The organism is Actinomycetospora flava (assembly GCF_037400335.1).
GTDB lineage: Bacteria > Actinomycetota > Actinomycetes > Mycobacteriales > Pseudonocardiaceae > Actinomycetospora > Actinomycetospora flava.
In genome coordinates, this window is the sequence record NZ_JBBEGM010000002.1 from 543117 (window position 1) to 568764 (window position 25648).

30 protein-coding genes are annotated in these 25648 nt (G+C 74.4%); 13 read left to right on the top strand and 17 right to left on the bottom strand.

Annotation, left to right across the window (positions count from 1 at the left end):
* Positions 1 to 45 precede the first annotated feature (45 nt).
* Positions 46 to 1251 (bottom strand): ABC transporter permease, encoded by a 1206-nt coding sequence (locus tag WCD58_RS09265; RefSeq protein ID WP_337701877.1) that lies wholly within the window; start codon positions 1249 to 1251, stop codon positions 46 to 48.
* A complete protein-coding gene (locus WCD58_RS09270; protein ID WP_337701879.1) occupies positions 1248 to 2153 on the bottom strand; it encodes an ABC transporter ATP-binding protein in 906 nt (301 codons plus the stop codon). Before WCD58_RS09270 ends, WCD58_RS09265 begins: the two co-directional genes overlap by 4 nt.
* A gap of 139 nt (positions 2154 to 2292) precedes the next feature.
* Here WCD58_RS09270 and WCD58_RS09275 point away from each other — a divergent pair, with 139 nt between their 5' ends.
* Complete coding sequence (locus WCD58_RS09275) at positions 2293 to 2586, top strand: hypothetical protein (RefSeq protein WP_337701881.1); 294 nt, start codon at positions 2293 to 2295, stop codon at positions 2584 to 2586.
* On the opposite strand, the gene WCD58_RS09280 is transcribed toward WCD58_RS09275, so the two are convergent.
* The 5 genes from WCD58_RS09280 to WCD58_RS09300 all read right to left on the bottom strand — a co-directional run bounded on the left by WCD58_RS09280 (position 2564) and on the right by WCD58_RS09300 (position 8288).
* Positions 2564 to 3562 carry a gamma-glutamylcyclotransferase family protein gene (locus WCD58_RS09280; protein ID WP_337701883.1) on the bottom strand — a complete coding sequence of 333 codons (999 nt, stop codon included), beginning with the start codon at positions 3560 to 3562 and terminating at the stop codon, positions 2564 to 2566. The two genes, WCD58_RS09275 and WCD58_RS09280, sit on opposite strands and share 23 nt — an antisense overlap.
* A 65-nt stretch (positions 3563 to 3627) precedes the next feature.
* On the bottom strand, positions 3628 to 4272 hold the full coding sequence (locus WCD58_RS09285; protein ID WP_337701885.1) for an MBL fold metallo-hydrolase: 645 nt from the start codon (positions 4270 to 4272) through the stop codon (positions 3628 to 3630).
* Positions 4269 to 5357, bottom strand: coding sequence for an S-(hydroxymethyl)mycothiol dehydrogenase (locus WCD58_RS09290; RefSeq protein WP_337701888.1), 1089 nt, complete (start codon positions 5355 to 5357; stop codon positions 4269 to 4271). The genes WCD58_RS09285 and WCD58_RS09290 overlap by 4 nt, the downstream gene beginning before the upstream one ends.
* A gap of 320 nt (positions 5358 to 5677) precedes the next feature.
* Positions 5678 to 6856, bottom strand: a complete 1179-nt coding sequence (locus WCD58_RS09295) for an acetyl-CoA C-acetyltransferase (protein WP_337701890.1) — start codon at positions 6854 to 6856, stop codon at positions 5678 to 5680.
* A gap of 178 nt (positions 6857 to 7034) precedes the next feature.
* Entirely contained in the window at positions 7035 to 8288 is a 1254-nt protein-coding gene (locus WCD58_RS09300; protein ID WP_337701892.1) for an alpha/beta fold hydrolase, read from the bottom strand.
* 243 nt (positions 8289 to 8531) lie between these two features.
* Here WCD58_RS09300 and WCD58_RS09305 point away from each other — a divergent pair, with 243 nt between their 5' ends.
* Positions 8532 to 9263 (top strand): beta-ketoacyl-ACP reductase, encoded by a 732-nt coding sequence (locus tag WCD58_RS09305; protein ID WP_337701894.1) that lies wholly within the window; start codon positions 8532 to 8534, stop codon positions 9261 to 9263.
* A 68-nt stretch (positions 9264 to 9331) separates the two neighbouring features.
* On the opposite strand, the gene WCD58_RS09310 is transcribed toward WCD58_RS09305, so the two are convergent.
* On the bottom strand, positions 9332 to 10279 hold the full coding sequence (locus WCD58_RS09310) for an alpha/beta hydrolase (RefSeq protein WP_337701896.1): 948 nt from the start codon (positions 10277 to 10279) through the stop codon (positions 9332 to 9334).
* Positions 10280 to 10537: 258 nt separating this feature from the next.
* Between WCD58_RS09310 and WCD58_RS09315 the strand changes: the two genes are divergently transcribed.
* On the top strand, positions 10538 to 11296 hold the full coding sequence (locus WCD58_RS09315) for a lytic murein transglycosylase (RefSeq protein WP_337701898.1): 759 nt from the start codon (positions 10538 to 10540) through the stop codon (positions 11294 to 11296).
* 14 nt (positions 11297 to 11310) lie between these two features.
* Here WCD58_RS09315 and WCD58_RS09320 read toward each other — a convergent pair whose 3' ends face one another.
* The 4 genes from WCD58_RS09320 to WCD58_RS09335 all read right to left on the bottom strand — a co-directional run bounded on the left by WCD58_RS09320 (position 11311) and on the right by WCD58_RS09335 (position 13966).
* Positions 11311 to 11670 carry a PRC-barrel domain-containing protein gene (locus WCD58_RS09320; protein WP_337701900.1) on the bottom strand — a complete coding sequence of 120 codons (360 nt, stop codon included), beginning with the start codon at positions 11668 to 11670 and terminating at the stop codon, positions 11311 to 11313.
* Positions 11671 to 11688: 18 nt separating this feature from the next.
* Entirely contained in the window at positions 11689 to 11880 is a 192-nt protein-coding gene (locus WCD58_RS09325; protein WP_337701902.1) for a three-helix bundle dimerization domain-containing protein, read from the bottom strand.
* Between the two features lie 103 nt (positions 11881 to 11983).
* Positions 11984 to 12841 (bottom strand): glutamate racemase, encoded by an 858-nt coding sequence (locus WCD58_RS09330; RefSeq protein ID WP_337701904.1) that lies wholly within the window; start codon positions 12839 to 12841, stop codon positions 11984 to 11986.
* A 27-nt stretch (positions 12842 to 12868) separates the two neighbouring features.
* Positions 12869 to 13966 carry an SDR family oxidoreductase gene (locus WCD58_RS09335; protein ID WP_337701906.1) on the bottom strand — a complete coding sequence of 366 codons (1098 nt, stop codon included), beginning with the start codon at positions 13964 to 13966 and terminating at the stop codon, positions 12869 to 12871.
* A 210-nt stretch (positions 13967 to 14176) separates the two neighbouring features.
* Between WCD58_RS09335 and WCD58_RS09340 the strand changes: the two genes are divergently transcribed.
* Both WCD58_RS09340 and WCD58_RS09345 read left to right on the top strand, forming a co-directional pair.
* Positions 14177 to 15544, top strand: coding sequence for an NAD(P)/FAD-dependent oxidoreductase (locus tag WCD58_RS09340; protein WP_337701908.1), 1368 nt, complete (start codon positions 14177 to 14179; stop codon positions 15542 to 15544).
* Positions 15545 to 15548: 4 nt separating this feature from the next.
* Entirely contained in the window at positions 15549 to 16484 is a 936-nt protein-coding gene (locus WCD58_RS09345) for an alpha/beta fold hydrolase (RefSeq protein WP_337701910.1), read from the top strand.
* On the opposite strand, the gene aroQ is transcribed toward WCD58_RS09345, so the two are convergent.
* Positions 16475 to 16924: a type II 3-dehydroquinate dehydratase gene (gene aroQ, locus WCD58_RS09350; RefSeq protein WP_337701911.1), complete on the bottom strand. Its 450-nt coding sequence runs from the start codon at positions 16922 to 16924 to the stop codon at positions 16475 to 16477. The genes WCD58_RS09345 and aroQ overlap by 10 nt on opposite strands.
* Before the next feature lie 125 nt (positions 16925 to 17049).
* On the opposite strand from aroQ, the gene WCD58_RS09355 reads away from it, so the two are divergent.
* Positions 17050 to 17658, top strand: coding sequence for a response regulator transcription factor (locus tag WCD58_RS09355; protein ID WP_133825664.1), 609 nt, complete (start codon positions 17050 to 17052; stop codon positions 17656 to 17658).
* A 126-nt stretch (positions 17659 to 17784) separates the two neighbouring features.
* Here WCD58_RS09355 and WCD58_RS09360 read toward each other — a convergent pair whose 3' ends face one another.
* The gene (locus WCD58_RS09360; protein WP_337701915.1) at positions 17785 to 18009 is read right to left on the bottom strand and encodes a hypothetical protein; all 225 of its coding nucleotides are present in this window, start codon (positions 18007 to 18009) and stop codon (positions 17785 to 17787) included.
* 169 nt (positions 18010 to 18178) lie between these two features.
* On the opposite strand from WCD58_RS09360, the gene WCD58_RS09365 reads away from it, so the two are divergent.
* From WCD58_RS09365 to WCD58_RS09375, 3 genes are all read left to right on the top strand, one after another.
* Positions 18179 to 18415: a lipase family protein gene (locus WCD58_RS09365; RefSeq protein ID WP_337701917.1), complete on the top strand. Its 237-nt coding sequence runs from the start codon at positions 18179 to 18181 to the stop codon at positions 18413 to 18415.
* Positions 18408 to 19178 (top strand): HpcH/HpaI aldolase family protein, encoded by a 771-nt coding sequence (locus WCD58_RS09370; RefSeq protein ID WP_337701919.1) that lies wholly within the window; start codon positions 18408 to 18410, stop codon positions 19176 to 19178. The genes WCD58_RS09365 and WCD58_RS09370 overlap by 8 nt, the downstream gene beginning before the upstream one ends.
* Before the next feature lie 82 nt (positions 19179 to 19260).
* On the top strand, positions 19261 to 20259 hold the full coding sequence (locus WCD58_RS09375; protein WP_337701921.1) for a helix-turn-helix transcriptional regulator: 999 nt from the start codon (positions 19261 to 19263) through the stop codon (positions 20257 to 20259).
* On the opposite strand, the gene WCD58_RS09380 is transcribed toward WCD58_RS09375, so the two are convergent.
* Positions 20220 to 20954, bottom strand: coding sequence for a VIT1/CCC1 transporter family protein (locus WCD58_RS09380; protein WP_337701923.1), 735 nt, complete (start codon positions 20952 to 20954; stop codon positions 20220 to 20222). The two genes, WCD58_RS09375 and WCD58_RS09380, sit on opposite strands and share 40 nt — an antisense overlap.
* 156 nt (positions 20955 to 21110) lie before the next feature.
* Here WCD58_RS09380 and WCD58_RS09385 point away from each other — a divergent pair, with 156 nt between their 5' ends.
* From WCD58_RS09385 to WCD58_RS09400, 4 genes are all read left to right on the top strand, one after another.
* On the top strand, positions 21111 to 21632 hold the full coding sequence (locus WCD58_RS09385) for a DUF1707 SHOCT-like domain-containing protein (RefSeq protein ID WP_337701925.1): 522 nt from the start codon (positions 21111 to 21113) through the stop codon (positions 21630 to 21632).
* A gap of 301 nt (positions 21633 to 21933) precedes the next feature.
* Positions 21934 to 22509, top strand: coding sequence for a GNAT family N-acetyltransferase (locus WCD58_RS09390; protein ID WP_337701927.1), 576 nt, complete (start codon positions 21934 to 21936; stop codon positions 22507 to 22509).
* 59 nt (positions 22510 to 22568) lie between these two features.
* The gene (idi, locus tag WCD58_RS09395; protein ID WP_373696199.1) at positions 22569 to 23171 is read left to right on the top strand and encodes an isopentenyl-diphosphate Delta-isomerase; all 603 of its coding nucleotides are present in this window, start codon (positions 22569 to 22571) and stop codon (positions 23169 to 23171) included.
* Positions 23172 to 23225: 54 nt separating this feature from the next.
* Positions 23226 to 24023 (top strand): YybH family protein, encoded by a 798-nt coding sequence (locus tag WCD58_RS09400; RefSeq protein ID WP_337701931.1) that lies wholly within the window; start codon positions 23226 to 23228, stop codon positions 24021 to 24023.
* Between the two features lie 265 nt (positions 24024 to 24288).
* On the opposite strand, the gene WCD58_RS09405 is transcribed toward WCD58_RS09400, so the two are convergent.
* Together WCD58_RS09405 and WCD58_RS09410 are read right to left on the bottom strand one after the other, a co-directional pair.
* Positions 24289 to 24717 carry a VOC family protein gene (locus WCD58_RS09405; protein ID WP_337701934.1) on the bottom strand — a complete coding sequence of 143 codons (429 nt, stop codon included), beginning with the start codon at positions 24715 to 24717 and terminating at the stop codon, positions 24289 to 24291.
* 5 nt (positions 24718 to 24722) lie between these two features.
* Entirely contained in the window at positions 24723 to 25577 is an 855-nt protein-coding gene (locus tag WCD58_RS09410; protein WP_337701936.1) for a helix-turn-helix domain-containing protein, read from the bottom strand.
* Between the last annotated feature and the right edge of the window lie 71 nt (positions 25578 to 25648).

Genomic DNA, 25648 nt, shown 5'->3' on the forward strand with positions numbered 1-25648 from the left:
TCGCGCCGAGGAGATGCGGCAGTCAGCGCTCCTGCGTCGCGCTGCCTACCGATCTCCGGCGCGCTCCGGTGCTCGGCGTCCCAGGGCCTCGCGCAGCGACACCCGCGCGCCGGTGCGCAGCACCGAGTTCGCGTAGATGCGCCCGCCGAGGGCCAGGACGCCCGCGGTGAAGGCGATCGTCAGCACGAACGCGAGCACGACCTGGCCCACCGGGGCGACGCCGAGCGCGATGCGGGCGGGCATGAACAGCGGGCTGAACGGCGGCAGCAGCGAGAGCACGGTGATCGCGGTGCCGCGGGCGTCGTAGGTGAGCAGGTTGAAGCCCACGACGAACCCGAGCAGCACGAAGATCGTCACCGGCGAGAGCACGCTCTGCGTGTCCTCCTGCCGCGACACCAGCGAGCCCGCCGCCGCGAACACCGTCGCGTAGAGCGCGAACCCGAGCAGGTACCAGACCAGCACCGACACCAGCGTGGAGACCAGCCCCACGTCGGCCACGAGCACGCCCGCCGCGCCCGCGACGGCGAGCCCGGCCCCGCCGAGCACCACGAGCTGCAGCAGCCCCACCGCGCCCAGCCCGAGCACCTTCCCGAGCAGCAGCTGCCACGGCCGCACCGACGACAGGACGATCTCGACGACCCGGCTCGCCTTCTCCTCGACGACACCCTGGGCGACCATCGCGCCGTAGGACTGGATGGAGAAGAACAGCAGGAACGCGCCCGCGAGCCCGAGGCCGAGCCGCTGCCCGGCCTGCGGGTCCGGCGCCTCGGCGGCCACCACGACCGGCCCGGACTCCGCGACCGCCGCGTCGAGCGCCGCCGGGTCGACCCCGCGGCCGGCGAGGTAGGCATCCCGCGCGACCGCGGTCGTCGCGGCGACGATCGTCCGCTCCAGGGCGGCGTCGGGCTCGGACTCGACGAACACCCGCGGACGGGCCGCGTCCCCGCCCACGAGGGCGTCGAGGTCCCCGGCACGAACCGCGGCCTCGCCCGCCGCGACGTCGGGTTCGGGCACCACCGTGAGCGTGAGCCCCTGGGCCGGGGCGGCGCGCTCGAGCGGACCGGTGAGCGCGACGGCCGGCCCGGTGACGCCGACCCGCGCGGTGTCGTCGTCGGAGGCGAGGGTGGCGAGCACCGCGGCGTACGCCCCGAGCAGCACCAGCACCACGAGCGTGCCGACGACGAACGCCTTGCCGCGCACCCGCGACGCGAACTCCCGGCGGGCGATGAGCAGCACGGGACGCAGGCTCACGCCGCGGCCTCCTCGGCGACGGCGTCGCGGTAGATCTCGGCGAGCGTCGGGCGGCGGCGCCGGAACTCGTGCACCGGCCCGGTGCGGCGGGCCGCGTCGAGCACGGCGCCCAGGGTGGTCTCCGAGGCGTCGGTCAGGGTCAGCACGGTGCCGCCCTCGGCCGCCCGGGCCCGCGCCACCCCGGGCACGGCGTCGGCCCACCCCGGCGGGGCGTGCGGGGCGTCGACGACGACCTCGGCCGCCGACGCGTCGCGCAGCTCGGCGACCGCGCCCTCGGCCACGAGACGCCCGGCGCGCACGATCCCGACGCGGTCGCAGAGGCGTTCGACGAGCTCGAGCTGGTGCGAGGAGAAGACGACCGGCGCGCCCGCGTCGCGGCGCTCGCGCAGGACCTCGCTCATGACGTCGACGGCCATCGGGTCGAGCCCCGAGAAGGGCTCGTCGAGCACGAGGACGTCCGGCTCCGCGACCAGGGCGGCGGCGAGCTGCACGCGCTGCTGGTTGCCCAGGCTCAGTCGCTGCACCTCGTCGCCGCGGCGCTCGGCGAGCTCGAGGCGCTCGGTCCAGCGGTCGGCGGCCTCACGGGCCTGCGCGGCCGAGCGTCCGCGCAGCTCGGCGAGGTAGCGCAGCTGCGTGCCGACGGCCATGCGCGGGTAGAGCCCGCGCTCCTCGGGCATGTAGCCGATCCGGCGCCGCGAGGCGGCGTCGAGCGGACGGCCGCCGAGCCGGACCTCGCCGGCGTCGGCGGCGAGCACGCCGAGCGCGATCCGCATGGTCGTCGTCTTGCCCGCCCCGTTGGCGCCGACGAACCCGTAGAGCTCGCCCGGGCGAACGGTGAGGCTCATCCCGTCCAGCGCGACCGTGGACCCGAACCGTTTGGAGATCCCGTCGATCTCGAGCATCGCTCTCCCGTCCCCGGTCCGGCGATCAGGATGTCCGACCGGCACCGGAACCGCATCGTGACCCCGATGGGGCTAACGACCACTGGTGGTCCGCGCGACGACCAGGAGAGAGTGGAGATCCATCGAGGGGGGACGCGTCGTGCGGGTGCTCGTGGTGTCGGCGGTGACGGTGATCCTCCTGATGGGCGCCGTGCCCCTCGCCGTGCCCGGTGTCCCCCGGCTGCACGGGATCCCGCAGCTCGTGGCCCTGGGCGTGCTCGTCCTGGCCGGGGCGGCGCTGGTCGTGGGCCTGGCGCTCCTGGCGCTGGGGCGGTCGGTGCAGCGCCGGGCGGCGGAGGCGGAGGAGAGCGACGCCGAGGTCGTGCCGGTCGTGCCGGTGGTCCCGATGACCCCGTCGTCGCCGATCTCGGTCAGCGTCCGGACCCGCTCGTAGGCGGCCAGGCCGCCGTCAGCGGCGCCCCGTGGACCGGGCCCCGCCAGGTCCACACCCACGTCGGCAGCAGCCCGTCCGCGGTGTGCGCGACGGCGCGACGGCGGTCGTAGTCGGGGCCCTCGTAGTCGTCGAGCAGCGGCAGCGCTCCCGACGGGTCGGCGAGGGTCAGCACCGCGCCCCGTGCCCGCCCCGGCCCACCGGGGACGAGCGCCGGGTAGCCGCGGCCGGTGTCGTGCACGCGGCCCGGCAGCCACGCCTCGACGGGCTCGCCGGTCACGTGCGGGGCCATCAGCGGCCAGGCGCTCCGGCCGGGCAGCAGCGTGCCGTAGACGAACACGCGGTCCGGCCACGCCGACGGGTCGGGGGCGCCGTGCTCGACGAGGACCGCGTCCGGCGTCGGCGGACCCGCTTCTCCGACCAGGACTCGGGCCCCCGCCTGGTCGAGCGTCGTGATCGGCACCGGGGCGCCGTCGACGAGCAGCGGAGCCCGCACGGGATCGCCCGCCCAGTACGTCCACACCCCGTCGAGCCGCGCCCCGTCCTCGGTGACGACGTGCCCGGTGCGCAGCCGCACCAGGTCGTAGCGCTCGCCGCGCCCCTCGCAGCGGTCGAGCACGGCCACCTGGTCGGGGGTGGCCATCCACACCGCGTGGGTCTCCACCGCGCCCGGCGCCACCGCGAGCGTCGCCGGCCGGGCCCCGTCGCGTTTCCGGAGCCCGGCGGCCCAGACGGCGGCGAGCCCCTCGACCCGCACCCGCAGGACGACCACCGGCCCGGCGAGCCCGAGGTGCTCGCGCAGCCACGTCAGCTTCGACGGGCACCGGTTCGAGCCGAACGCGAGCACCGGCACCCGGGCGGTCAGGGGCGCGGCGCCGCGGTCGGCGAGCCAGCGGTCGAGGTCGGCGCCGTCGACGGTCCAGCCGGCGGCGGCGCGGTCCGAGGGCTCGAGGCGGTGGCTCGCCGCGTCCAGGTGCACGAACGAGAAACCCGGCGCGACCCCGGGATAGGGGTCGGCCGGGTACTCGTCGTCAGAGGAGGCGCTCAGTAGCCCCGCTCGCGGTACTCCTCGAGGCGCGCGGCCTCGTCACCGACCTTCGTCGTGTCGCCGTGCCCGGTGCGCACGATGGTGTCGCCGGGCAGCGAGAAGACCTTGTCGGCCAGCTGCTCGATGAGCACGTTGAAGTCGGAGTACGACGGGCCCGTGGCCCCCGGACCCCCGTTGAACAGGGTGTCCCCGGAGAACAGCGTGCCGATGTCGGGTGCGTAGAACACTGTCGACCCGGGAGAATGCCCCGGCGTGTGGATCGCCCGCAGGTCGATCCCGGCGATCGTGAAGGTCTCGCCGTCGGTGATCTCGCCGTCCGGCTCGCGGTCCGGGTAGGTCAGGTCCCAGACGACCCGGTCGGCGGGGTTGAGCAGGATCGGGGCGTCGAAGGCGGCCGCGATCGCCGGCGCCGCGTTGACGTGGTCGTTGTGCGAGTGCGTGCACAGGATGGCCACGACGTTGCGGTCGCCGACCGCGGACTTGATCGCCTCGGCGTCGTGCGGGGCGTCCAGGAGGACGACCTCGGACGAGTCCCCGATGATCCAGACGTTGTTGTCGACGTCGAACGAGTTGCCGTCGATCTCGAACTTGCCGGACGTCGTGATGTGCTCGACGCCCTCGCCGATCTTCTCGGCGCTCACAGGATCACCACCGAACGCAGCACGTCACCGTGATGCATCTTCTCGAAGGACTGCTCGACGTCGTCGAGCGAGATCCGCTCCGTCACGAACTTGTCGAGCGGGAAACGGCCCTGCAGGGCCAGGTCGACCAGCATGGGGAAGTCGCGGCTGGGCAGGCAGTCGCCGTACCAGGACGACCGCAGCGACCCGCCGTGGGAGAAGAACGGCTGGAAGTCGGCCTCGAGCTTCATGTCCGGCGAGGGCACGCCGACGAGCACGAGACGGCCGGCGAGGTCGCGGGCCTCGAACGCCTGCTTCCAGGTGGCCGGGATGCCGACCGCGTCGACGACCACGTCCGCACCGAAGCCGCCGGTGAGGTCACGGATGCCCTGCACCGGGTCGGTGTTCTTCGCGTTGATCGTGTGGGTCGCGCCGAAGCCCTTGGCCCACTCGAGCTTCCGGTCCTCGGTGTCGACCGCGATGATCGTCGTGGCGCCGGCCAGCGCCGCACCGGCGATGGCCGCGTCCCCGACACCGCCGCAGCCGATGACCGCGACGGTCTCGCCGCGCTGGACCTGGCCGGTGTTGATGGCCGCGCCCGTGCCGGCCATGACGCCGCAGCCGATGAGGCCGGCCTCGGCGGGGTCGACGTCGGGGTTGACCTTCGTGCACTGGCCCGAGTGCACCAGCGTCTTCTCGGCGAACGCGCCGATGCCCAGGGCCGGCGAGAGGGCCTCGCCGGTGTCCTTCAGCGTCATCGGCTGCGCCGCGTTGTGGGTGTCGAAGCAGAGGAAGTGCTTGCCCTTGCGACAGGCACGACAGACCCCGCACACCGCGCGCCAGTTGAGGATGACGAAGTCGCCCACCTCGAGGCCCTCGACACCGTCGCCCAGGGCTTCGACGACGCCCGCGGCCTCGTGGCCGAGCAGGAAGGGGTACTCGTCGTTGATGTTCCCCTCGCGGTAGTGCAGGTCGGTGTGGCAGACCCCGCACGCCTGGACCTTGACGACGGCCTCGCCCGGACCCGGGTCGGGGATGACGATCGTCTCGACCGTCACCGGCTTGCCCTTCTCCCGGGAGACGACGCCCCGGACCTCCTGCGGCATGTGCTGGCCTCCGTGTTGTGAGGATGTGCGCCCGGTCACCTGTGCCCGGATGACCACCTTGGCATGCGCACCCGAGCATGGTCACTGCCGAACGTGCCTCCCCCGCCGGGGGGATTCCGGGGGCGGAACCGCGCCCGGCTCCTCCCACCGGACGCGGCCCCGCCCCCGGTTTCGACGCAGCGGGGCCTGCCGCGGTTCCCTCGCGCACGACGACGCGGCGGCCACCTCGTGAGGTGACCGCCGCGCCGCCGGTGATCGTGGTGGATTTCCTGATGCCCAGTGTCAGCGTGGCCGCCACGCTGACACTCCGGGGCGCCCGCTCAGACGTGCAGGATGAGCGCGGAGCCCTGGCCGCCGCCGCCGCAGAGGCCGGCCGCGCCGATGCCGCCGCCGCGGCGACGCAGCTCGTGCGCGAGGTGCACCGCGATGCGGGCACCGCTGGCACCGACGGGGTGGCCGAGCGCGATGGCGCCGCCGTCGGGGTTCACGCGCTCCGGGTCGACGCCGAGCTCGGTGGTCGACTGCAGCGCGACGGCCGCGAACGCCTCGTTGATCTCGAGCATCTCGAGGTCCTTGGCCTCCTTGCCCTCGCGCTTGAGGGCCTTGAGGATCGCGTTCGAGGGCTGCGAGAGCAGCGAATTGTCGGGGCCGGCGACCCAGCCGTGGTGCCCGATGGTCGCGAGGACCTCGAGGCCCAGCTCCTCGGCCTTCTGCGCCGACATGATCACCGCGGCCGCGGCGCCGTCCGAGATCTGCGACGAGGAGCCCGCGGTGATCGCGCCCTCCTTGTCGAACGCCGGGCGCAGCTTGCCCAGTCCCTCGGCGGTGGTGTCGCCACGGACGCCCTCGTCCTCGGTGACGACGACCGGGTCGCCCTTGCGCTGCGGGATCGTCACCGGCGCGAGCTCGGCGTCGAAGCGGCCGTTCTTCGCGGCGTCGGCGGCGCGCTGGTGCGACGACGCCGAGAACTCGTCCATCGCCTCGCGGGAGAGCCCGATCGACTTCGAGAAGCGCTCGGTCGAGGCGCCCATCGACTCGTGGTCGTAGACGTCGGTCAGCGCGTCGTACTCGGTGGCGTCCACGACCTGGCCGGCGCCGTACTTGTAGCCGCGACGGGCCTTCGGCAGCAGGTACGGGCCCTCGGTCATCGACTCCATGCCGCCGGCGACGACGATGTCGTACTCGCCGGCCTGGATCATCTGGTCGGCGAGGGCGATCGCGTCCAGGCCGGACAGGCAGACCTTGTTCAGCGTGAACGACGGCGTCGACATCGGCAGGCCCGCGTCGGTGCCGGCCTTGCGCGCCGGGTTCTGGCCCGCGCCGGCCTGGATGACCTGGCCCATGATCAGGTATTCGACCTGCTCCGGGGACACGCGGGCCTGCTCCAGCGCCTTCTGGATCGCCACCGTGCCCAGCGTCTGGACGGGCAGGCCGGCGAAGGCGCCGGACAGCTTGCCGATCGGCGTGCGGGCGCCGGAGACGATGACGGAACCGGGCATGGGGGTCCTCCTGGTCGCTGGATGGCCCGGGGACGGGCCGGGACGACTGGCGCCACCGCGTCGGTGGCCGACAGGCGGGCGACTGCGGTGCGCAGCGCCGGGTGTGTTCGGAAAGTACCCGCGGGGCCCGGACGAAACCCAGGCCCGCGCGGGCACCGTCACCGCTGGGCTCGATCGGTCAAGCGCTGCGGCGCCCGCCGTGCGGGCGAGAGTGCTCCGCCACCGCGGCCATGAGCGGCGGCCATTCGTGGCGCAGGGCCTGGTTGCCCATGAACAGGCCGAGGTGCCCGCCGGGAGCGGTGCGCCGGGTGACCTGCTCGGCCGGGGTCGACACGTGGTCGGCGGCCGCGAAGACCTGGACCGGCGGGGTGATGTGGTCGGTCGCGCCGCCCAGCAGGAACAGCGGGCACGCGATGTTCCGCATGTCCACGCGCTTCCCGTCGACCTCGAGCTCGCCGTGGATCAGCTCGTTGCCGGCGAAGAGGTGCTCGACCAGCCAGAGGTAGAACGTGCCGGGCACGTCCTGCGTGTGCTTGAACCAGTCCTCGAACGCCTCGTAGCGGGCGATGGCCCCGGGGTCGTCGAGGTTGCGCAGCAGGTCGACGTGCTTGGCGATCTCGGCGTCGGGGCGGATCGCGATGAAGCCGCCGAGCACGAACGAGCCCGGCATGTTCCCGCCGCCCGCGGCGACCATGGCGCGGTAGGGCAGCTGGCCGAAGCGCTGGGTCATCACCCGCGAGGAGGCGCCGATGGGCGTCTCGCCGGCGTGGAAGTCGATCGGCGCGCCGGCGAGGGTCAGCGTGTTGACCTTGTCCGGGTGGATCGCCGCGTAGATCGTCGCGAGCCAGCCGCCCTGGCAGTCGCCGATGAGGTTGACGCGGCCGCCGCAGTGCTCGACGGCGCGGTCGACCACCGCGATGTAGTCGGAGATCGTCGTGCCCGAGGTCTCGCGCGTCGCGCCGACCCAGTCGAGCGTGAACGCCCTGGTCAGCCCGGCCTCGCGGATCATCATCATCTGCGACTGGCGCGGCTGGAAGTCGACGATGCAGGAGTCGTGCCCGGCCTGCGGCGGCAGCACGAGCGCCGGGACGACGTCGTCGGTCGACCCCTGCGAGAAGTCCCGCAGCCGCGCGATCGGCGTCTCGAAGACGATCTCGTGCTCGTTGTGCCACTGCGGGCGGCGCCGGGTGAGCACGTGGCGCCACCAGCGCTGGGCGTCGCGGGTGTTGGTGCCCGGGCGCACCGACTGCTCGAGCGCCCGGCGGAGCACGTAGCCCGCGCCCTTGGTGAGCTCGGCGGCGCCGCGCACCGCGGCGGTGGCGTGGTAGCCGCGCAGGTACGCGGCCGGATCGGGAGAGGGGGCCTCGGTCTGGGCCGCGATGGGGTCGCCGGCGGTGGTGTCGGCGGCGTGCTCGTCGGTGGGGGCCGTCATGGCGCACCTCCTCACGCCCGGGGAGCGGGCGCTCGATCGCACCCGGCGTTGGGCGCTGTGTAGACCGTACGTTCCGCTTGGGATGTTTCGCAACGGCGACCTACCCACGGGTAGGGGATGTCCTGGACTTCCGGTCGGCGAAGAACCCGACTTCCATGGGCCCCGGGTCGTGTGGCGCGGGCCACCGTCCGGGTACAGAAATCCCCGACGCGGATGACGAGCGAGGGAGCACGCATGGGAGACATGACCGGTCAGGTGGCCCTGGTGACGGGCGGCGCCCGCGGCATCGGGCGGGCGATCAGCGAGCGGCTCGTCAAGCGGGGGATGAAGGTCGGCGTCGGCTACTCGTCGGACCCGACCTCGGCGGAGAACCTCCAGTCCGAGTACGGCAGCGACCGGATCACCATCCACCAGGGCAACATCGGCGCGCGGGGCGACTGCGAGCGCGTGTTCGACGAGGTCATCAACGCGCACGGCCGCGTCGACGTCCTGGTCAACAACGCCGGCATCACCGCCGACAAGATGCTGACGAAGATGGAGGTCGACGACTGGGACCGCGTGGTCCAGGTCAACCTCTCGGGCACCTTCTACATGGCCCACCTCGCCTACCTGCACATGGCCGAGCGGGGCAGCGGCCGCATCGTCAACATCAGCTCGGTGATCGGCGAGCAGGGCAACGCCGGGCAGGTGAACTACGCCGCGACCAAGTCGGGCCTGTTCGGCATGACGATGTCGATGGCGCAGGAGGGCTCGCGCAAGGGCGTCACGGTGAACTGCGTCGCGCCCGGCTACATCGAGACCGACATGGTGGCCGCGGTGCCGGAGAAGGCGATCGAGAAGATCGTTTCCGGCATCCCGATGAAGCGGCTCGGCCGTCCCGACGAGGTCGCGCGCGTCGTGGAATTCCTCGCCGACCCCGAGTCGGAGTACATCACCGGGCAGGTCTACTCGGTCAACGGCGGCCTGCACATGTGACGGGAGATCCTCCGAGACGACCGCGCCCGCGAGCTCCTTCGTCGCTCCGCGGGCCCGTCGTCGGAGGTTCAGGCCAGGCGGTCGGTGAGCTCGGCGCAGATGTCGTCGAGCGCCGTCGCCGACGCCCGGCACACGCCGGGGAACGAGAGGAAGCCGTGCACCGCCCGGGGGTGGTCGGTGTGCCGTACCGGCACGCCGGCCTCCCCGAGGCGCTGCGCGTAGTCGACGCCGTCGTCGTGCAGCGGGTCGACGCCCGCGGTGACGATCAGCGCCGGCGGCAGGTCGCCGACGTCGGGGGCGAACAGCGGCGAGCACAGTGGGTCGGTCGGGTCGTTCCCGCAGCCCAGGTAGTGGTCGCGGAAGACCTCCATGTCCGCGCGCGTGAGCACCGGCCCGTTCCCGAAGCGCGCCACCGAGGGACGCTCGAAGGTCAGGTCCAGCACGGGGTAGAGCAGGACCTGGGAGTCGATCACCGGCCCGGACTCGCGGGCGAGCAGGCAGACGACGGCCGCGAGGTTGCCGCCGGCGCTGTCGCCCATGACCGCGAGACGGTCGGGGCGCGCGCCCAGCGTCGCGGCCTCGCGCGCCGCCCAGCTCACCGCGGCGTACCCGTCCTCGCGGCCGGCGGGGTAGGGATGCTCGGGGGCGAGGCGGTAGTCGAGCGACACCACGAGCGCCCCGACCCGCGCCGCGACGTGGGCGCACAGCCAGTCGGACTGGTCGAGGTTGCCCAGCGTGCCGCCCCCGCCGTGGAAGTTGACGATCACCGGCAGGGCGCGCGCCGTGTGCGGGCGGTAGAGCCGCACGGGGCGGGGCCCGACGTCGGTGTGCGCGATGCGGTCGGTGACGAACACGCCGCGCGGCATCGGCCCGAAGACCCGCGACGTGACGACGTTGTGACTGAGACGCCGCGCCCGCGCGCGGGCGATCTCCTCCGGGGTCATGCGGCTGACCGCCACCGCCCCGGAGACGTCGGCGAACCACGTGAACATGCGCAGCCGGACGTCGATGTCCATGGCGCCCCCTCCCCGCGACACCGATCCACCGGGCCCTCCCTGTCCGGCGGAGGACGACAGCGTGCCCGATCAACGTGGCCGGGGCCTCCTACGAATGGACTACCGATCGGGGGCTGTCGGTGACCGGCGCACGCGGCACGGGGACGAGCGGGTGACGCGCGTGTCGCATCGACGACACGGCGCGTCCTCCCGACGGGCGGTTGCTCCGGTCGGCGGAGCCTGACCGGGGTGCCACGGGCCGGTCCGTAGCGTCGGGGCGTGCCCGACGAGCCGACCGAGAAGACCGCGGACCCCACCGAGGCCCGGAGGCTCGAGAACCTGCTCGCCGCGGCCGTGGTGCTCGTCCTGCTCGTCGGCGCGGGCGTGGCGGGGGTCGTGGCGGTCAGCCGCCGCGGAGCGGACTCGCTGCCCGCCTACGCCCAGCCCGCCGCCGCCCCGGTGCCCGCCGACGCGGTGGCCCGTGGCACCTGGGCGCAGGACGCGGCCGCCCGCACGGGCGTCCCGGCGCGGGCGCTCGTCGCCTACGCGGGGGCCGAGGCCGCCGCGCGCGACGAGCTCGCCGACTGCGGCCTGTCGTGGGTGACGCTCGCCGGGCTCGGGCGCGTCGAGTCGAACCACGGCCGCTTCGGCGACACCGCCCTCGACGACGCCGGGCGCCCGGGCGAGCCGATCCGCGGCCCCGAGCTGGACGGCACAGGAGGCAACCGGGAGATCCGGGACACCGACGGCGGGCGCCTCGACGGCGACACCACCTACGACCGTGCTGTCGGCCCGCTCCAGTTCATCCCCACCACGTGGGCGGAGTACGGCGCCGACGGCGACGGGGACGGCGTCAGCGACCCCGACGACCTCGACGACGCCGCCCTCGCCGCCGCCCGCTACCTGTGCGCCGACGACCGCGACCTGCGCCGCGGCGACGACTGGCGCGCCGCGGTGCTCGCCTACAACCGCTCCCAGGCCTACGTCGACCGCGTGCGCCGCGAAGCGGTCGGCGCGGCGACGGCGGTCCGCCCGTAGGTCGGGCGAACGGCTCAGCGGCGCGCGAGACGCCGCTCGCCCAGCGAGCCCGTCTGGTACGCGAGCCCGTAGTGCGCGAACACGCCCGGCTCGTCGGTGGCGTGCAGCTCCCCGTCCGTGTCGATGCCCGGCGCCTCGCGCACCAGCTCGCGGCCGAAGGCGACCTTGAGGTGGTCCGGGGTGACGACGGCACCCTTGAGCGGCGCGAACACCAGGCGCGCCTTCCCGAACAGCGAGGACAGCTTCACCGTCACGAACACCGCCTCGTCTCCGAGGGTGTCGACGTAGACGGCCTCGAGCGTGCCGATCTTCGCGTCCTCGGCGTCGACGACGGGGCGGCCGCGCCAGTCGCGGATGTTCTCGGCGGGGATCACGCCGAGGAGCCTAGGGGGTCAGACGGCCAGGGCGTTGCGCACCGAGCGCTCGACGAGGATCGGTACGAAGGTGCTGACGCGCGCGTCGGCCAGCCGCTCGCGCGCGGCCGTGACGAGCAGGCGCACGTGCTCGGCGGGCACGCCGTCGCGGGTGTAGCGGTCCACCAGCCGCATCTCGGTGTCGGTGAGTGCGTCCGCGGTGGTGGTCATGCCCTCGTCTCCGTTCTGCTCGTGCGCAACGGAAACGATCCGATCACCCGGGGGAGCGCCGCACGCCCGAATGATCGGACGCTCACACCGGAGATCGAGGAGGTCACACTCCCCGCAGCGCCGGCTGCTCCGCGGTGTCCGGGTCCGTCCCGCGCCCGGACTCGTCGGTGGCCGGCAGCTCGGCGCGCGCGATCCGCCCGCCGCGGGCCAGCGCGCGGCCGATCGGGTAGGCGAGCGCCGGCGCCGGCAGCGCGCCCTCCTCGCCGCCGAGGTGGACGCGGACCTCGGCGGGCTCGGCCGCGGGGTCCTCGGGGATGCCGAGGCGGCGCAGGGCCTGGCCGGCGACGGCGCGCGAGCTGTCGTGCAGGCCGGTGCCGGGCGGGAGGGCGGCGAGGATGTCGTCGACGACCAGCGGGTAGTGCGTGCACCCCAGCACCACCGACCGGCACCGGGCCGGCGTGCGCGCCGCGGCGAGGGCGATCGCCTCGCGCACGGCCGCGGCGTCGGCGTGCTCGACGGCCGTGGCGAGCCCGGGGCAGGCGACCGACTCGGCCTGGCCGGGCGCGGCGAACTGGTCGAGCAGGTCGGCCTGGTAGTCGCTGACCGTGGTGCGCTCGGTGGCCCAGACCGCGAACGGCAGCCCGGTCGCGCCGGCGGGCTTCACCGCGGGCACGGTGGCCACCACCGGGTGGTCGGGCTCCAGGGCCGCGCGCAGCGGCACCACGGCGGTCACCGAGGCGGTGTTGCAGGGCACCACGATCGCGTCGGCGCCGCGGGCGACCGCGAGCCGCCCGGTGCCGACCACCCGGTCGACGATCCACTCCGACGGCTTCGACCCCCAGGGCATGCCCTCGGGGTCGAGGTAGAGGTCGAGCGCGAGGTCGGGGCGCAGGTGGCGCAGCCATCCGGCGGTGGGCAGCAGGCCGCACCCGGAGTCGATGAGCGCCACGCGACGGGACATCGGGTCCAGTCTAGGACCACCCCGATCTCACACCATCGCGGCGCTGCCGACGTCCGGGTGCTCGCGGTGGAAGGCGACCATCGCGCCGACGTGCTCGACGAACGGCGGGCAGCGCACGCCCACCTCGTCGAGCAGCGCCGTGGTCGCCGTGACGTCGTAGACGGTCGGGTGGGTGAGGTAGTCCAGCGTCGACGAGGGCAGCTTGAACAGGCGCCCGACGCCGGGCAGGTGGTCGATCGAGAACTTCGACAGCCCGCTCGGCACCGGGACGACGCGCAGCTTCTTGTCGGTGTGGGCCGCGAACGCCTCGCACATCTCCAGCACCGACAGCGGCGCCGGGTTGGCCAGGGCGACGGTCCGGTTCAGGGCCCCCGGGTACGGGGCGAGCGCGGCGATCGCGTCGACGACGAAGTCGCTGGGCACGAGGTTGAACTGCACGCGCGACGGGTCCTCGGGCAGCGGCATCACCGCGACCCGTCCCTGGCGGGCGATGAGCTGCAGCGCGTAGTACGGCCCGTCGTACTTCTGGGTCTCGCCCGTGCGGCTGTCGCCGACCACGACCGACGGCCGGTAGATCGTCACCGGCGTGCCCGCGTCCCGGGCCTTCGCGACGATGCGCTCGGCCTCGTGCTTGGTGTGCTCGTAGTGGTTCGAGAACGTCTGCCCGAGCGCCAGGTCGTCCTCGGCGAAGATCCCGTCGTAGCGTCCGGAGACGTAGCAGGTGCTGACGTACTGCAGGCGGACGAGCTCGTCGGCGCCGCGGACGAAGTCGACGACGTGGCGCGTGCCGTCGACGTTGACCGACCACGCGAGGTCCGCGGGCACCGACAGGTCGTAGACCGCGGCGAGGTGGAACACCTCCAGCGGCCCCGCCCGCAGCGCGTCGGTCTCGTCGGCGTCGAGGCCCAGGCCCGGCTGCGTGATGTCGCCGACGACGAGGCGCGTGCGCCCGGCGATCGCGGGCTCAGCGGCCTCGAGGCGCGCCAGCGTGGTGCGCGCCCGGTCGAGCCAGCGCTCCTGCACCAGCGCCACCGCGGCGGCGTCGGGCGAGCGCCGCAGGGTGCGCGGCAGCAGCGCGCTGCCGAGGAAACCGGGGAAACCGGTGAACAGCACGGTCGTCGGCATGCGGTCTCCTCGGTACGCGGGTCCTGCAGGGGGATGCCCGTCGGGTGCGGGGAGGAGACCATGAACGGCGACGGTCGGCCGGGCGACCCGTCCCGGGTCGCCCTGTGAGGACCGTCATGGGCCCGGTCGTGTCGGCACGGAAAGGTGTGCTGAACGCCCGACCAGGGCAGAACTTCGCGGAAGGAACGCGGTCTAGGAGGACATGCTCAGATGAGCGCGCAGCGCATCGTGGTGGTCGGCGCCGGGTTCGCCGGCTTGAAGGCCGTCCAGCGCCTCGAACGCGAGCTCAAGGGTGAGCTGGCACGTGGCGAGGTGGAGGTCGTGGTGGTCAACCCCCACGACTACATGCTCTACCTCCCCCTGCTGCCCCAGGTCGCGGCCGGGGTGATCACCGCGCAGTCGGTCACCGTGCCGCTGCCGCGGGCCATCAAGCGGGCGCAGCGCCTGCCGGGCCAGGTCGTGGGGGTCGACCTGCAGCGCAAGGTCGCCGTCGTCCGCAAGATCGACGAGAACGTGGTCGACCTGCCCTACGACCGCCTGATCATCACCGCCGGCAGTGTCACCCGGCAGTTCGACATCCCCGGGCTCGAGGAGCACGGCCTGGGCATGAAGAACCTCGGCGAGGCCGCCTACCTGCGCGACCACGTGCTCTCCCAGCTCGAGCTGGCCAACGCCTCCACCGACCCCGAGGAGCGCGCGGCCCGCTGCAGCTTCGTCGTGGTCGGCGGCGGCTACGCGGGCACCGAGACCGCGGCGTCGCTCGAGCTGCTCACCGACGCGGCGCTGAAGCGCTTCCCGCGCCTCGACCCGACGCTGGTGAAGTGGACGCTGGTCGACATCGCTCCGCGCCTCATGCCCGAGCTCGGGCAGCGCCTCGGCGAGGAGGCCCTCGACCTGCTGCGCCGCCGCGGGATCGGCGTCCGCCTGGAGACGGGCGTCGAGGAGGTCACCGCGGACAGCGTCACCCTCACCGACGGCAGCGTCATCCCGACCAAGACGCTGGTGTGGACCGCGGGCGTCACCGCGAGCCCGCTGGTCAAGACCCTCGGCGTCGAGCTGGTCCGCGGCCGGGTGAAGACGACGACGGACCTGCGGCTCGACGGCTACGAGGACGTGTTCGTGCTCGGCGACGCCGCCGCGGTCCCCGACCTCACCGCGAGCCCGCCCGGGTCGGCCCTCTGCCCGCCCACCGCGCAGCACGCCACCCGGCAGGCGGTCATCGCGGCCGACAACGTCGTCGCGTCGCTGCGGGGCCAGCCGCTGCGCGAGTACAAGCACCACGACCTCGGCCTCGTCGTCGACCTCGGCGGCACCCAGGCGGTGGCGCACCCCCTCAAGCTCCGCCTGACCGGCATGCTCGCCCAGCTGGTGACCCGCGGCTACCACCTCTACGCGCTGCCGCAGGCCCGCACGCGGGCCCGCGTGGTCTTCAACTGGATCCTCCACCTGTTCGGCGGCGACGACTTCATCCGCATCGGCTTCCTGCACGGCCGCAAGAGTGAGACGTCCTCGTTCGAGGAGACGCGCGACTACCTCTCCGAGGAGGAGATGAAGCAGCGGGCGTCGGCGGCATCCTGAGGAAGTGAGCGACCCCGAGGACGGCGGCGGGCACGTCGAGGACGTGCTCGCCCGGGACGGCACGCGCCTGCGGCGCTGGGACAACGACGCCGCGGGCGTGCCCGTCGTCATCTCCAACGGCCTGGGCGCGAGCCCGACGGCGTGGCCCTTCCTGCACGGCCCCGACTGCGGCTACCACGCGACGAGCTGGCACCACCGCGGTCTCGGCGGGTCGGACCGCCCGGCGGACGAGACGCGCATCGGCATCGGCGACCACGCCGAGGACCTGCTCGCGGTCATGGACGCCGCCGGCATGGACCGGGCGATCGTGGTCGGCTGGTCGGTGGGCGTCGCGGTGGCGATCGAGGCGGCGCGGCGCGCCCCGGAGCGGGTCGCGGGGCTGCTCGCGCTCGGTGGCGTCGCGACGGGCCTGTTCCGGGTGCTGCCCGCGTTCCCCGGCTCGTCGGTCCCCGAGGGAGTCCACCGGCGCGCCGCGCGGCTCGGGGGATGGCTGCTGCGGGTGGTCGGCCCGCCGATCTCCGGGGTGATCGACCTGCTGCCACGCGGCATGGACGCCTCGCGGGACGCCCTGGACCGCGCCGGCGTCGACCCGGCCGCGCCGGACCCGACCGGCGCGACCGCCCCGATGATCACGCTGGCCGAGGTGGCCCGGCAGTTCGCCCGGCACGACTGGACCTGGTTCTCGCGCATGGTGCTCGCCGCCGCCGACCACGAGGCCCCGGACGACGCGGTCCTGCGCACGCTGACCATGCCCGCGACGGTCGTGTCCGGCGACTACGACACCCTCGCCCCGCCCGCCGACATGGCGGCCCTGGCGGGCGTGCTGCCCGACACGCGGCTCGTCCGCCTGCCGGGCTCGCACTTCCTGCCCCTGCAGTTCCCCGACGCCCTGGCCGGCGAGCTCGCGGGCCTGGCCCGGCGCGCCGGGCTTCAGGCCTGACGCACGATCCGCTCGGCGAGGAAACGCAGCGCGAGGTCGTAGCCCGTGATCCCGGCCCCGGCGATCACGGCCGTGGCCATCGGTGACACGTACGAGTGCGACCGGAACGCCTCCCGTGCATGGACGTTCGACAGGTGCACCTCGACCACCGGGACGGGCAGTGCCGCCAGCGCGTCCCGCAGGGCCACGGACGTGTGGGTGTAGCCGCCCGGATTGATGATCACTCCGCCGTGCCCGGTCATCGCCTCGTGCACCGTGTCGATGAGCACGCCCTCGTGGTTGCTCTGGCGCGCGTCGACCTCGAGCCCCAGGTCGGCGCCGACGCGCCGGGCACGATCCTCCAGGTCGGCGAGGGTGTCGCGGCCGTAGATCTCGGGCTCGCGGCGGCCGAGGAGATCCAGGTTGGGACCGTTGACGAGCAACACGCGGCGGGGGTTCACACGCCACTCCATCGGGGGTTCATAACCACGCTCTTGTCATTCGGGGGTCAAGCGGACGGGTGGGACGGCCGATGAGGGGAGCAGCGCCCAGGACGGGCGGTCTCCCCACTCGGACTGGAGTCTGTATGAGGACGGTTCTGATCTGCGACGACCGGCGCAGTGTCCGCGAAGGACTGACGCGCGTCATGTCCGCGGTGCCCGGGGTCCAGCGCATCGACTGCGTGTCCACCGCGGACGAGCTGCTCACCCGCTACGCGCGCCAGAGCGCGGACGTCGTGTTCGTCGGCACCCAGCGCGCCGTCGCCTCGGGCGCCGAGGCCACCCGGCGCCTCATGGCCGCGCACCCGCAGGCCAACGTCATGGTCTTCGGCGCGCCCGACGACGGCGGCAGCATCGCCGCGGCGATCGCGGGCGGCGCCCGCGGCTACCTGCGCTGGGACGCCTCGCGCCCCGAGCTGGTCGCCGCGCTCGCCCACTCGGCCGTCGGTGCCGAGGCCGGCTCGATGCCGATGCAGCGCAGCGCCTCGCCGGGCGCCGGCGTCAACCTCACCGAGCGCGAGATGCAGGTCCTGCGCGGGATGAGCCAGGGCAAGAGCAACGGCCAGATCGGCCGCGAGCTCTACCTGTCCGAGGACACCGTGAAGACCCACGCGCGCCGGTTGTTCCGGAAGCTGTCGGCGGCCGACCGTGCCCAGGCGGTGGCCCAGGGCTTCCGCTGCGGCCTGGTCTCCTGAGCGGACCTCGCCCGCGCCCGTCCTGCCGAGTCGGAGGCGGCGGGACACCGCGCGAGGGGGATGTTCACGGATTACTGGCTGGTATCGCTCGCCCAGCGAGCGATACCAGCCAGTAACCCGGTGGGATCAGGGGCCGACGACGGTGCGGATGCTGTCGTCGCGCAGCTCGGTGCGGGTGCGCCGGTGGGTGCCGAAGCGGTGGCGGATGCCGTCGGGACCGGACAGCCAGCCCTGGTAGGCGTCGAGCGTGTAGTCGCGGCGCTCGCCGGACTCGTCGCGCACGGTGATCCGGTAGGCGGTGTCGCGATCGAAGGTGAACCGGGGCGCGGGAGTGCGGGTCGGGGCGGCCATCGCCCACGACTGTACGGGCACGGAACACCGACCCGGTTCCCTCCAACGGAGCAGCGCCTGAGAAGGTGACCGAGGTCTCGGCGCCTGACCTGGACCGGAGGAGGTCCGGGTGCGACCGACCACCTCGACGAGGAGCCGTTCCGCGCCCGCGTCGACGAGCAGCGGATCGGTGACCGGACGCCCCGAGGCGCCGGTGCTGATCGTGCACGGCGTCACCGACGACATCGTGCCGTTCGCGCAGGACCGCGAGCTCGCCGAGCGGTGGTGCGCGAGCGGTGCGACCGTGCAGTGCGTGGCCACCCCCGTGCCCACCCACGTCGGTGGGGTCGCGCCTGGCTTCGCCGCCGCGGTCCCGTTCCTCGAGAGCCGGTTCGCCGGCCGGGAGGCGGTGTCGACCTGTGACTGATCACGACTCCGTGCGCGCCGCCTGGGCGGCCGGACGCGCCGCGCGCAACGGCTGGCTGACGGTGCCCGACCCGCACCTCGCCGAGGTCGTCGCCGCCCACGCGTCCGGCCACGGGCTGCTCGACGCGCTGACCCTCGACCTGCAGCACGGCCTGTTCGACCGCGCCCGCAGCGCCGACGCCGTCCGCGCGATCGCCGCGCACGGGCTCGCCCCGCTGGTGCGCCTGCCCGCCGTGGACGAGTCGATCATCGGGTTCGTGCTCGACCTCGGGGTCCGCGGTGTGATCGCGCCGATGGTCTCCGACGCGGCCACGGCCGACGAGCTCGTCGCCGCCTGCCGCTACCCGCCGGCAGGACGCCGCTCGTTCGGCCCGGTCCGCACGGCCCTGCGCCCCGGCGACGACCCGATCGCCGCCGCGGACAGCGTCCTCGCCTTCGCGATGATCGAGACCGCGGGCGCGCTGGACCGGGCCGCGGACATCGCCGCGGTGCCCGGCCTCGACGGCCTGTTCGTCGGCCCCGGAGACCTCGGCGTGGCCCTCGGGATCGGGCCGGCCCAGAACCGCGAGGAGCCCGCGATCCACGACGCGTTCGCCCGCGTCCTCGCGGCCTGCGCGGCGTCGGGGACGCGGGCCGCGGTGCACGCGACGCTGCCGGAGTACGCCGCGGCGCGGGCGGCCGACGGGTTCGCGCTGGTCACGGTGTGGTCGGACGTGCCGGCGATCCTCGGGACGCTGGACGGGGTGCGGGCGGCTTTCGGGTAGGCGGGAGACGAAGCGGAGCGAGAGCTCGACCATCGATACAGCGAGGACCGTTCCTGTCCGCCTCCCGGGGCACACTGGGCGCGTGCTCGAGACCTCCGCCCGCCTCCTGCGGCTGCTGTCGCTCCTGCAGTCCCGCCCGGAGTGGACGGGCCCGGAGCTCGCCGAGCGCATGGGTGTCACCACCCGCACCGTGCGCCGCGACGTCGACAAGCTGCGCGGGCTCGACTACCCCGTCGAGGTCGACTTCGGCCCCGGCGGCGGTTACCGGCTCGGTGCCGGGGCCGCGCTGCCGCCGCTGCTGCTCGACGACGACGAGGCGGTGGCCGTCGCGGTGACCCTGCGGACGGCGGCCGGTTCCGGGGTGGCGGGCACGGGGGAGACGGCGCTGGCGGCGCTGGTCAAGCTCGAGCGCATCCTGCCCGCCCGCCTGCGCCACCGGATCGCCGCGATGCCCGTGGCGATCGTGGCGCCCCGCGTCGCGCCGTCGGTCGACCCCGCGGTGCTCGCCGCGGTGGGCGGAGCCTGCCGCGACCGTCGTGTCCTCGAGATCGACTACACCGACCGCGACGGCACGCCGACCCGCCGGCGCATCGAGCCGATCCACCTCGTGGCCTGGGGACGGCGCTGGTACCTCGTGGCGTGGGACCGCGACCGGGAGGACTGGCGCACCCTGCGCGTCGACCGGCTGACCCCGCGCCTCGCGCCCGATGGCCTGCCCACCGGACCCCGGTTCACGCCGCGGGAGATCCCCGGCGGCGACCCGGCGGCGTTCGTCGCCGACCGCGTCGCCGACATCCGGCCGTTCCGCTGCGTCGTGCGCGTGCAGGCCCCGGCCGCGCAGGTCCGCGCGACGATCTGGACCGACCAGGTGCGCGTCGAGGAGCTGGGCCCCGACGCGTGCCGGGTGACGCTGTCGAGCGACGACGCGCGGTCCGCGGCGCTGATCCTCACGGGGCTGGACGCGGACTTCACGGTGGAGTCGCCGGACACGCTGGTCGAGGAGTTCCGCCGCGTCGCGGCCCGGTTCACGCAGGCTGTCGGTCAGCCGACCGCCCCGCCGATGAGCCAGCCGATCCCGTAGGTCACGGCCAGCCCCAGCGCGCCGCCGACCACGACGCGCAGCACGGCCCGGCGCGGCGTCGCACCGCCGAGGCGGGCGCTGATCCACCCGGCGAGCCCGAGCGCGAGCAGCACGACCCCCACGGTGACCGGGACCCGCCAGGACGTCGGGGTCGCGAGGATCGCGATCAGCGGGAGCAGCGCCCCGGTGACGAACGAGACGGCCGAGGCCGCCGCGGCGCGCCACGGGCTGGTGAGCTCCTCGGGGTCGAGGTGCAGCTCGACGTCGACGTGCGCGGCGAGGGCGTCGTGGGCGGTGAGCTCGACGGCGACCTGGCGGGCGGTCTCGCGGCTCAGCCCCTTCTGCTCGTAGAGCTCGGTCAGCTCCTCGAGCTCCTCGCGGGGCGTCTCGCGCAGCTCGCGCTTCTCCTTGGCGAGCTGGGCCCGCTCCGAGTCGCGCTGGCTCGACACCGACACGTACTCGCCGAGGGCCATGGACACCGCGCCGGCGACGAGTCCGGCGACGCCGGCGGTGGCGATCGGGCCGCGCTCGATCGTCGCGCCGGCCACGCCGACGACGATGCCGGCGGTCGACACGATGCCGTCGTTGGCGCCGAGCACGCCGGCGCGCAGCCAGTTCAGGCGCTGGGACAGCTCGCCGCCGTGCGGTTCGGGGTGGACGGCGTTGCTGACGTCCCCCGAGATGTCTCCGGCCATGTCCCGACCTTTCCACAAAGATTGGAACGATTCCAGAAAGCTGAGCCTGTCCTCAGTCCGTTGTCGGCGATTCACACCGCTCCCTCGTCGGGAGGCGCACGATGGAGGAGCCGGACGGGCGCACCGGGGTCGTCCCGACCGGCGTGAGGAGGCGCCGTGGACACCGACGATCCGCACACGGGGGACGGCCGGGACCTGCCCGTGCCGCGGGGGCGCGCCGGGCTCCGCGTCGGCGACGCCGACCGCACCGCGGCCCTCGACGCGCTGGGCGAGCACCTCGCCGCCGGGCGTCTCGACGTCGACGAGTTCGGCGACCGATCCGCCCGCGCCGCCGTGGCGGTGTACCGCGCGGACCTCGAGGTGCTCTTCACCGACCTGCCGTCACCGCACCCGACGTTGCCGGACCTGCCGGCGGCGCCACCGCGACGCGAGGCGCGCCCCGCTCCGGTCGAGCGCCGCGGCCGCCCGCCGGTGCACGCGCCCGTGGCGGGCCTGGCGATCGTGATCCTGCTGGTGATGATGCTGCCGGTGATGGTGGTCGGGGCGGCCACCACCGGGTCGGCCGGCGGGCTGTTCGTCCTGCCGCTGCTCTTCGTCGTCCTCGGGCACGCCGGCCGGGCGCGACGGGGTCACGGGCGGGGTCCGGGCGACCACTGGGGCCCGCCCGGGCGCTGGTGAGAATCCATCGGGCGGGGGGCTGGCGCGATCCTCGTTGATGAGGTTAGGCTTGCCTCATCGTTGCGCGGGTGTTGTGGTGGCGCCCAGCGGCAACGGCGAGAGGCGGGCCCGGGCTCGAGGGATGAGCCCGGGCCCGCCGATCTCTCTTGCTTACCACCTTTCGCCCGCCCGTGCTGGGCAACCCCTCCTGACCTGCGGTGACGGGCCCGCGCTCCGGATCTCCTGCTGCGTGCCCGCCGGCGGCGGCGGCGTACTGCGCCCGATTTGCCCGAATGAGGTGAGGCTTGCTTCACTCGGGGCGATGACGGACCACGACGCCGCCGCCGGCCCCCCGGCCGAGGTCGGACCCCCGCCGCTCCCGGTGCTCGCGTCCCCGTGGTCGCTGCGCCTCGCCGGGAGCGACGACGTCGCCACCGTCCACGCGTGGATGCGCCGCCCGCACGTCGCGCGGCGGTGGGACCAGGCGTGGACCCGCGAGCGCTGGGACGCCGAGATCGCCGGGCAGCTCGCCGGCTCGCACAGCCGTCCGTGCCTCGTGAGCCGCGCGGGCGTCGACGTGGCCTACGTCGAGATCTACCGGGCCGTGCGCGACTCGCTGAGCGACCACTACGACGCCGGCCGCCACGACCTCGGGCTGCACCTGGCGATCGGGGAGGAGGCGCGCACCGGCGACGGGCTCGGTTCCACGCTGCTCGCCCTGCTCGCCGAGGGGCTGTTCGACGCCGACCCGGGCTGCCGGCGCGTCGTCCTCGAGCCCGAGCACGGCAACGCCCCCATGCACCGCGCGCTCGCCAAGGCGGGCTTCTCCGCGGTCGGGGCCGTCGACCTGCCGCACAAGACGGCGCTGCTGCACGTCCGCGAGCGCGCCGCGGGGTGACCTCGGCGCCTCCGAGATGCCGCTTCCGTCCGGTCCGGGGAAGCTGGGAACCCGTGGGGATCACCGAACGGGTCGTGCTGCTCGACGAGGCGGGGGCGGCCGCGGGTACCGCGGCGAAGGCCGACGTGCACCACGACGCGACGCCGCTGCACCTGGCCTTCTCCTGCTACGTGTTCGACGGGCGCGGCGACCTGGTGGTGACGCGCCGGGCCCGCAGCAAGGCCACGTTCCCGGGCGTCTGGACCAACAGCTTCTGCGGCCACCCGGCCCCCGGCGAGCCGATGGACGTCGCGCTGCGCCGCCGCGCCCGCCAGGAGCTCGGCATCGAGCTCGACGCCCTGCGCCTCGTGCTGCCGGGGTTCCGTTACCGCGCCGAGCAGGGCGGGGTGATGGAGAACGAGATGTGCCCGGTGTTCGTTGCCCGCACCGTCGACGTGCCGCGCGAGCCGGACCCGGGCGAGGTCGACGAGGTCCGCACCGTCGCGTGGGCGATCTTCCGCGACGACGTCCTCGCCGGGACGTGGCCGGGCATCTCGCCCTGGTGCGCCGACCAGGTCCGGGCCCTCGCGCCGCTCGGCGAGGATCCCGTGGGCTGGGCGCCGGGCGACCCGCGGGCCCTCCCGCCGGCGGCCTTCCTGGAATCGTCCGCCGGCGACCGATGACTGGGCGGCCGTGCGGGAGTTCCACCGGGTGAGAGGCACATCCGAGGAGGAACCATGGCCATCTCCGACCCGAAGGACGAGGGCGAGATCCGCGAGCTGATCGAGCGGTGGGCGCGCGCGGTGCACGCGGGCGACCTCGAGGCGGTGCTCGCCGACCACTCCCGCGACATCGTCATGTTCGACGTCCCGCCGCCCCACGACGGCGTGCGCGGCATCGATGCCTACGAGCGGACGTGGCCGCCGTTCTTCGCGTTCCAGGCCGCCGGCGGGAGCTTCGACATCCTCGAGCTCGACGTCACCGCGGGCACCGACGTCGCCTTCGCGTACGCCCTGATGGTGTGCGACACGCCCGCCGAGCGGGCCGCGCACCCCGAGCGCCGCCTGCGCCTGACCCTCGGCCTGCGCCGGGAGGACGGGCGCTGGGTGGTCGCGCACGAGCACCACTCGTTCGCCGACGAGTCCCCGATCGCCGAGCAGGACGAGCAGGCGATCCGCGACGTGCAGCGGGGCTGGGTGGAGGACACCGCGGCCGGGGACCTCGAGGGGCTCGTCGCCACGATCGCCGACGACGTGGTCTCCTACGAGATGGCCGGGAAGATGTCCTACGACGGGATCGACGAGGTCCGCGAGGTGTGCCGCGCGGGCCTCGAGGCCTCGCCCGGCGGTGTGGGCTGGGAGATCCCCGACCTGCAGGTCCGCGTCGGCGGCGACCTCGCCGTGTCGTGGGGGATCGACCACCTCACCCCCACCGGCGGCGAGACGGTCCGCTCGCGCGGCACCCGCGTCTTCCGCCGCACCCCCGACGGCTGGCGGATGGTGCACCAGCACCTCTCGTTCCCGGCGGAGGGCTGAGGCGTTCCGACCGGAGGGCCCCTTCGGTCGGGTAGACGGGCGAGGGGCACCCTTCGCCGGAACGCGCCGGGCGCCGCCGCCGGGCGAGGGGCACCTTCATCAGGCCCGTGAGGAGCTCGGTCATGCGTGAGGTGCCTCTCGCCGCGGTGTGCGCGGGGTACCGGTGATCACGGGCGACGTCATCCACCTCGGGCGTGCGTGCGACGTGCACCGGGGCGCTCGTGATCTCGGCACGTGATGGACACCGAGCCCTACCGGGCGCCCCTCAGGGTGTTGGCGCGCCCGGGTAGGTCCCGAACTGCCAGTGGTTGCCCTCGGGGTCGCGCACGGCGACGTCGTGGGAGCCGTAGTCGGTGTCGTAGGGCTCGCGGACGACCTCGCCGGTGCCGGCCGCACGGACCCGGGCGCCGATGGCGTCGACCTCCGCGGGGTCGGGGACGACGACGTAGGCCGCGAAGGTCCCGGACGACGTGGCGCGCTCGTCGGTGCCCGGGCGCTTCTGGCCCATCATGAGCCCGCCGCCGGTGGGCCACGCGAGCTCGGCGTGCTGCACGACGCCGTCGTCGTCGGCGTAGGAGACGACCTCGACGAACCCGAGGGTCCCGGTCAGCCAGGCCATGAGCCCGCGGGCGTCGTCGGCGGCGAGGGTGGGCCAGACGGTGGGCGGCGGGGTCTTGCCGTCGGTGTTGTCCATGGCGCTCACGATGTCCCCTCCGGCAGCACCGGGTCTTGGATGTTCCCGATCTCCTCGGCGATCCAGCGCGTCGGCGAGCACCCCGCGAGGGCGCCGAACTCCCGCGTCAGGTGCGCCTGGTCGGCGTAGCCGCCGTCGGCGGCGATGTCGGCGAGCCCGAGCGGCTCGCCCGCGGACGCCCGCGCCGCCAGCCGGCGCCGCGCCCGGTCGAACCGCGCCATCCGCCCGGCGACCTTGGGCGCCACCCCGACCTCGGCGCGGAAGCGCTGGCCGAGGTGGCGCTCGCTCCACCCGACCTCGTCGGCGAGCGCGCTGACCGGCACCCTCCCGCCGGAGCGCACCACGCGCCGCCACGCCTCCCGCACCTCGGGGGCGACGGGGCGCGCGGCGGACCCGGACGCCCCGTCGAGCGCCCGGCGCAGGACGTCGTCGATCGCAGCGAACCGGCCGGCCCAGCCCTCGGCCTCCTCGACCCGCTCGTGGAGCTCCGTCGCCACGGCGCCGAGCACCGCGTCGCCGTCGACGGTGATCCCGGCCAGCTCCGAGGCCGGGCGGCCGAGCAGGGCGCGCGCCGCCAGGGGGTCGAGCACGATGTGCAGCCCCGACTGGCGGCCGCTGTGCACGATCGTCTCCGGCGTGGTGTGCAGGCCGCCGATCGCGACGTCGCGGCGTACGAGCGAGCCGTCGCGGGTGCGCATGGTCAGCGGCTCGCCGTAGGTGACGATGAACGTCAGGTACGGCGAGGGCAGCCCGCGATGGACGCCCGGAGCGCCCCCGCGCAGGTCGTAGCCGTGGTACGCGACGTGTCCGGCGAGCGGGCGCGTCGGACGGGCGGACCGTCCGTCGGCCGACTCACCCATGGCTCCAGTCTGGCGCCGCCCCCGCGGCGTGGCGACCTCTTCCGGGTCGCGGGAGGATCCGCGGCGACAGC

Coding starts and splice junctions, on each gene's coding strand:
- WCD58_RS09270 (WP_337701879.1), bottom strand. CDS start 2,153: ATGCTCGAGATCGACGGGATCTCCAAACGGTTCGGGTCCACGGTCGCG.
- WCD58_RS09290 (WP_337701888.1), bottom strand. CDS start 5,357: ATGCCGCAGGAGGTCCGGGGCGTCGTCTCCCGGGAGAAGGGCAAGCCG.
- WCD58_RS09295 (WP_337701890.1), bottom strand. CDS start 6,856: ATGCCCGGTTCCGTCATCGTCTCCGGCGCCCGCACGCCGATCGGCAAG.
- WCD58_RS09300 (WP_337701892.1), bottom strand. CDS start 8,288: ATGACGGCCCCCACCGACGAGCACGCCGCCGACACCACCGCCGGCGAC.
- WCD58_RS09305 (WP_337701894.1), top strand. CDS start 8,532: ATGACCGGTCAGGTGGCCCTGGTGACGGGCGGCGCCCGCGGCATCGGG.
- WCD58_RS09310 (WP_337701896.1), bottom strand. CDS start 10,279: ATGGACATCGACGTCCGGCTGCGCATGTTCACGTGGTTCGCCGACGTC.
- WCD58_RS09325 (WP_337701902.1), bottom strand. CDS start 11,880: ATGACCACCACCGCGGACGCACTCACCGACACCGAGATGCGGCTGGTG.
- WCD58_RS09330 (WP_337701904.1), bottom strand. CDS start 12,841: ATGTCCCGTCGCGTGGCGCTCATCGACTCCGGGTGCGGCCTGCTGCCC.
- WCD58_RS09335 (WP_337701906.1), bottom strand. CDS start 13,966: ATGCCGACGACCGTGCTGTTCACCGGTTTCCCCGGTTTCCTCGGCAGC.
- WCD58_RS09340 (WP_337701908.1), top strand. CDS start 14,177: ATGAGCGCGCAGCGCATCGTGGTGGTCGGCGCCGGGTTCGCCGGCTTG.
- WCD58_RS09355 (WP_133825664.1), top strand. CDS start 17,050: ATGAGGACGGTTCTGATCTGCGACGACCGGCGCAGTGTCCGCGAAGGA.
- WCD58_RS09360 (WP_337701915.1), bottom strand. CDS start 18,009: ATGGCCGCCCCGACCCGCACTCCCGCGCCCCGGTTCACCTTCGATCGC.
- WCD58_RS09380 (WP_337701923.1), bottom strand. CDS start 20,954: ATGGCCGGAGACATCTCGGGGGACGTCAGCAACGCCGTCCACCCCGAA.
- WCD58_RS09390 (WP_337701927.1), top strand. CDS start 21,934: ATGACGGACCACGACGCCGCCGCCGGCCCCCCGGCCGAGGTCGGACCC.
- WCD58_RS09400 (WP_337701931.1), top strand. CDS start 23,226: ATGGCCATCTCCGACCCGAAGGACGAGGGCGAGATCCGCGAGCTGATC.
- WCD58_RS09405 (WP_337701934.1), bottom strand. CDS start 24,717: ATGGACAACACCGACGGCAAGACCCCGCCGCCCACCGTCTGGCCCACC.
- WCD58_RS09410 (WP_337701936.1), bottom strand. CDS start 25,577: ATGGGTGAGTCGGCCGACGGACGGTCCGCCCGTCCGACGCGCCCGCTC.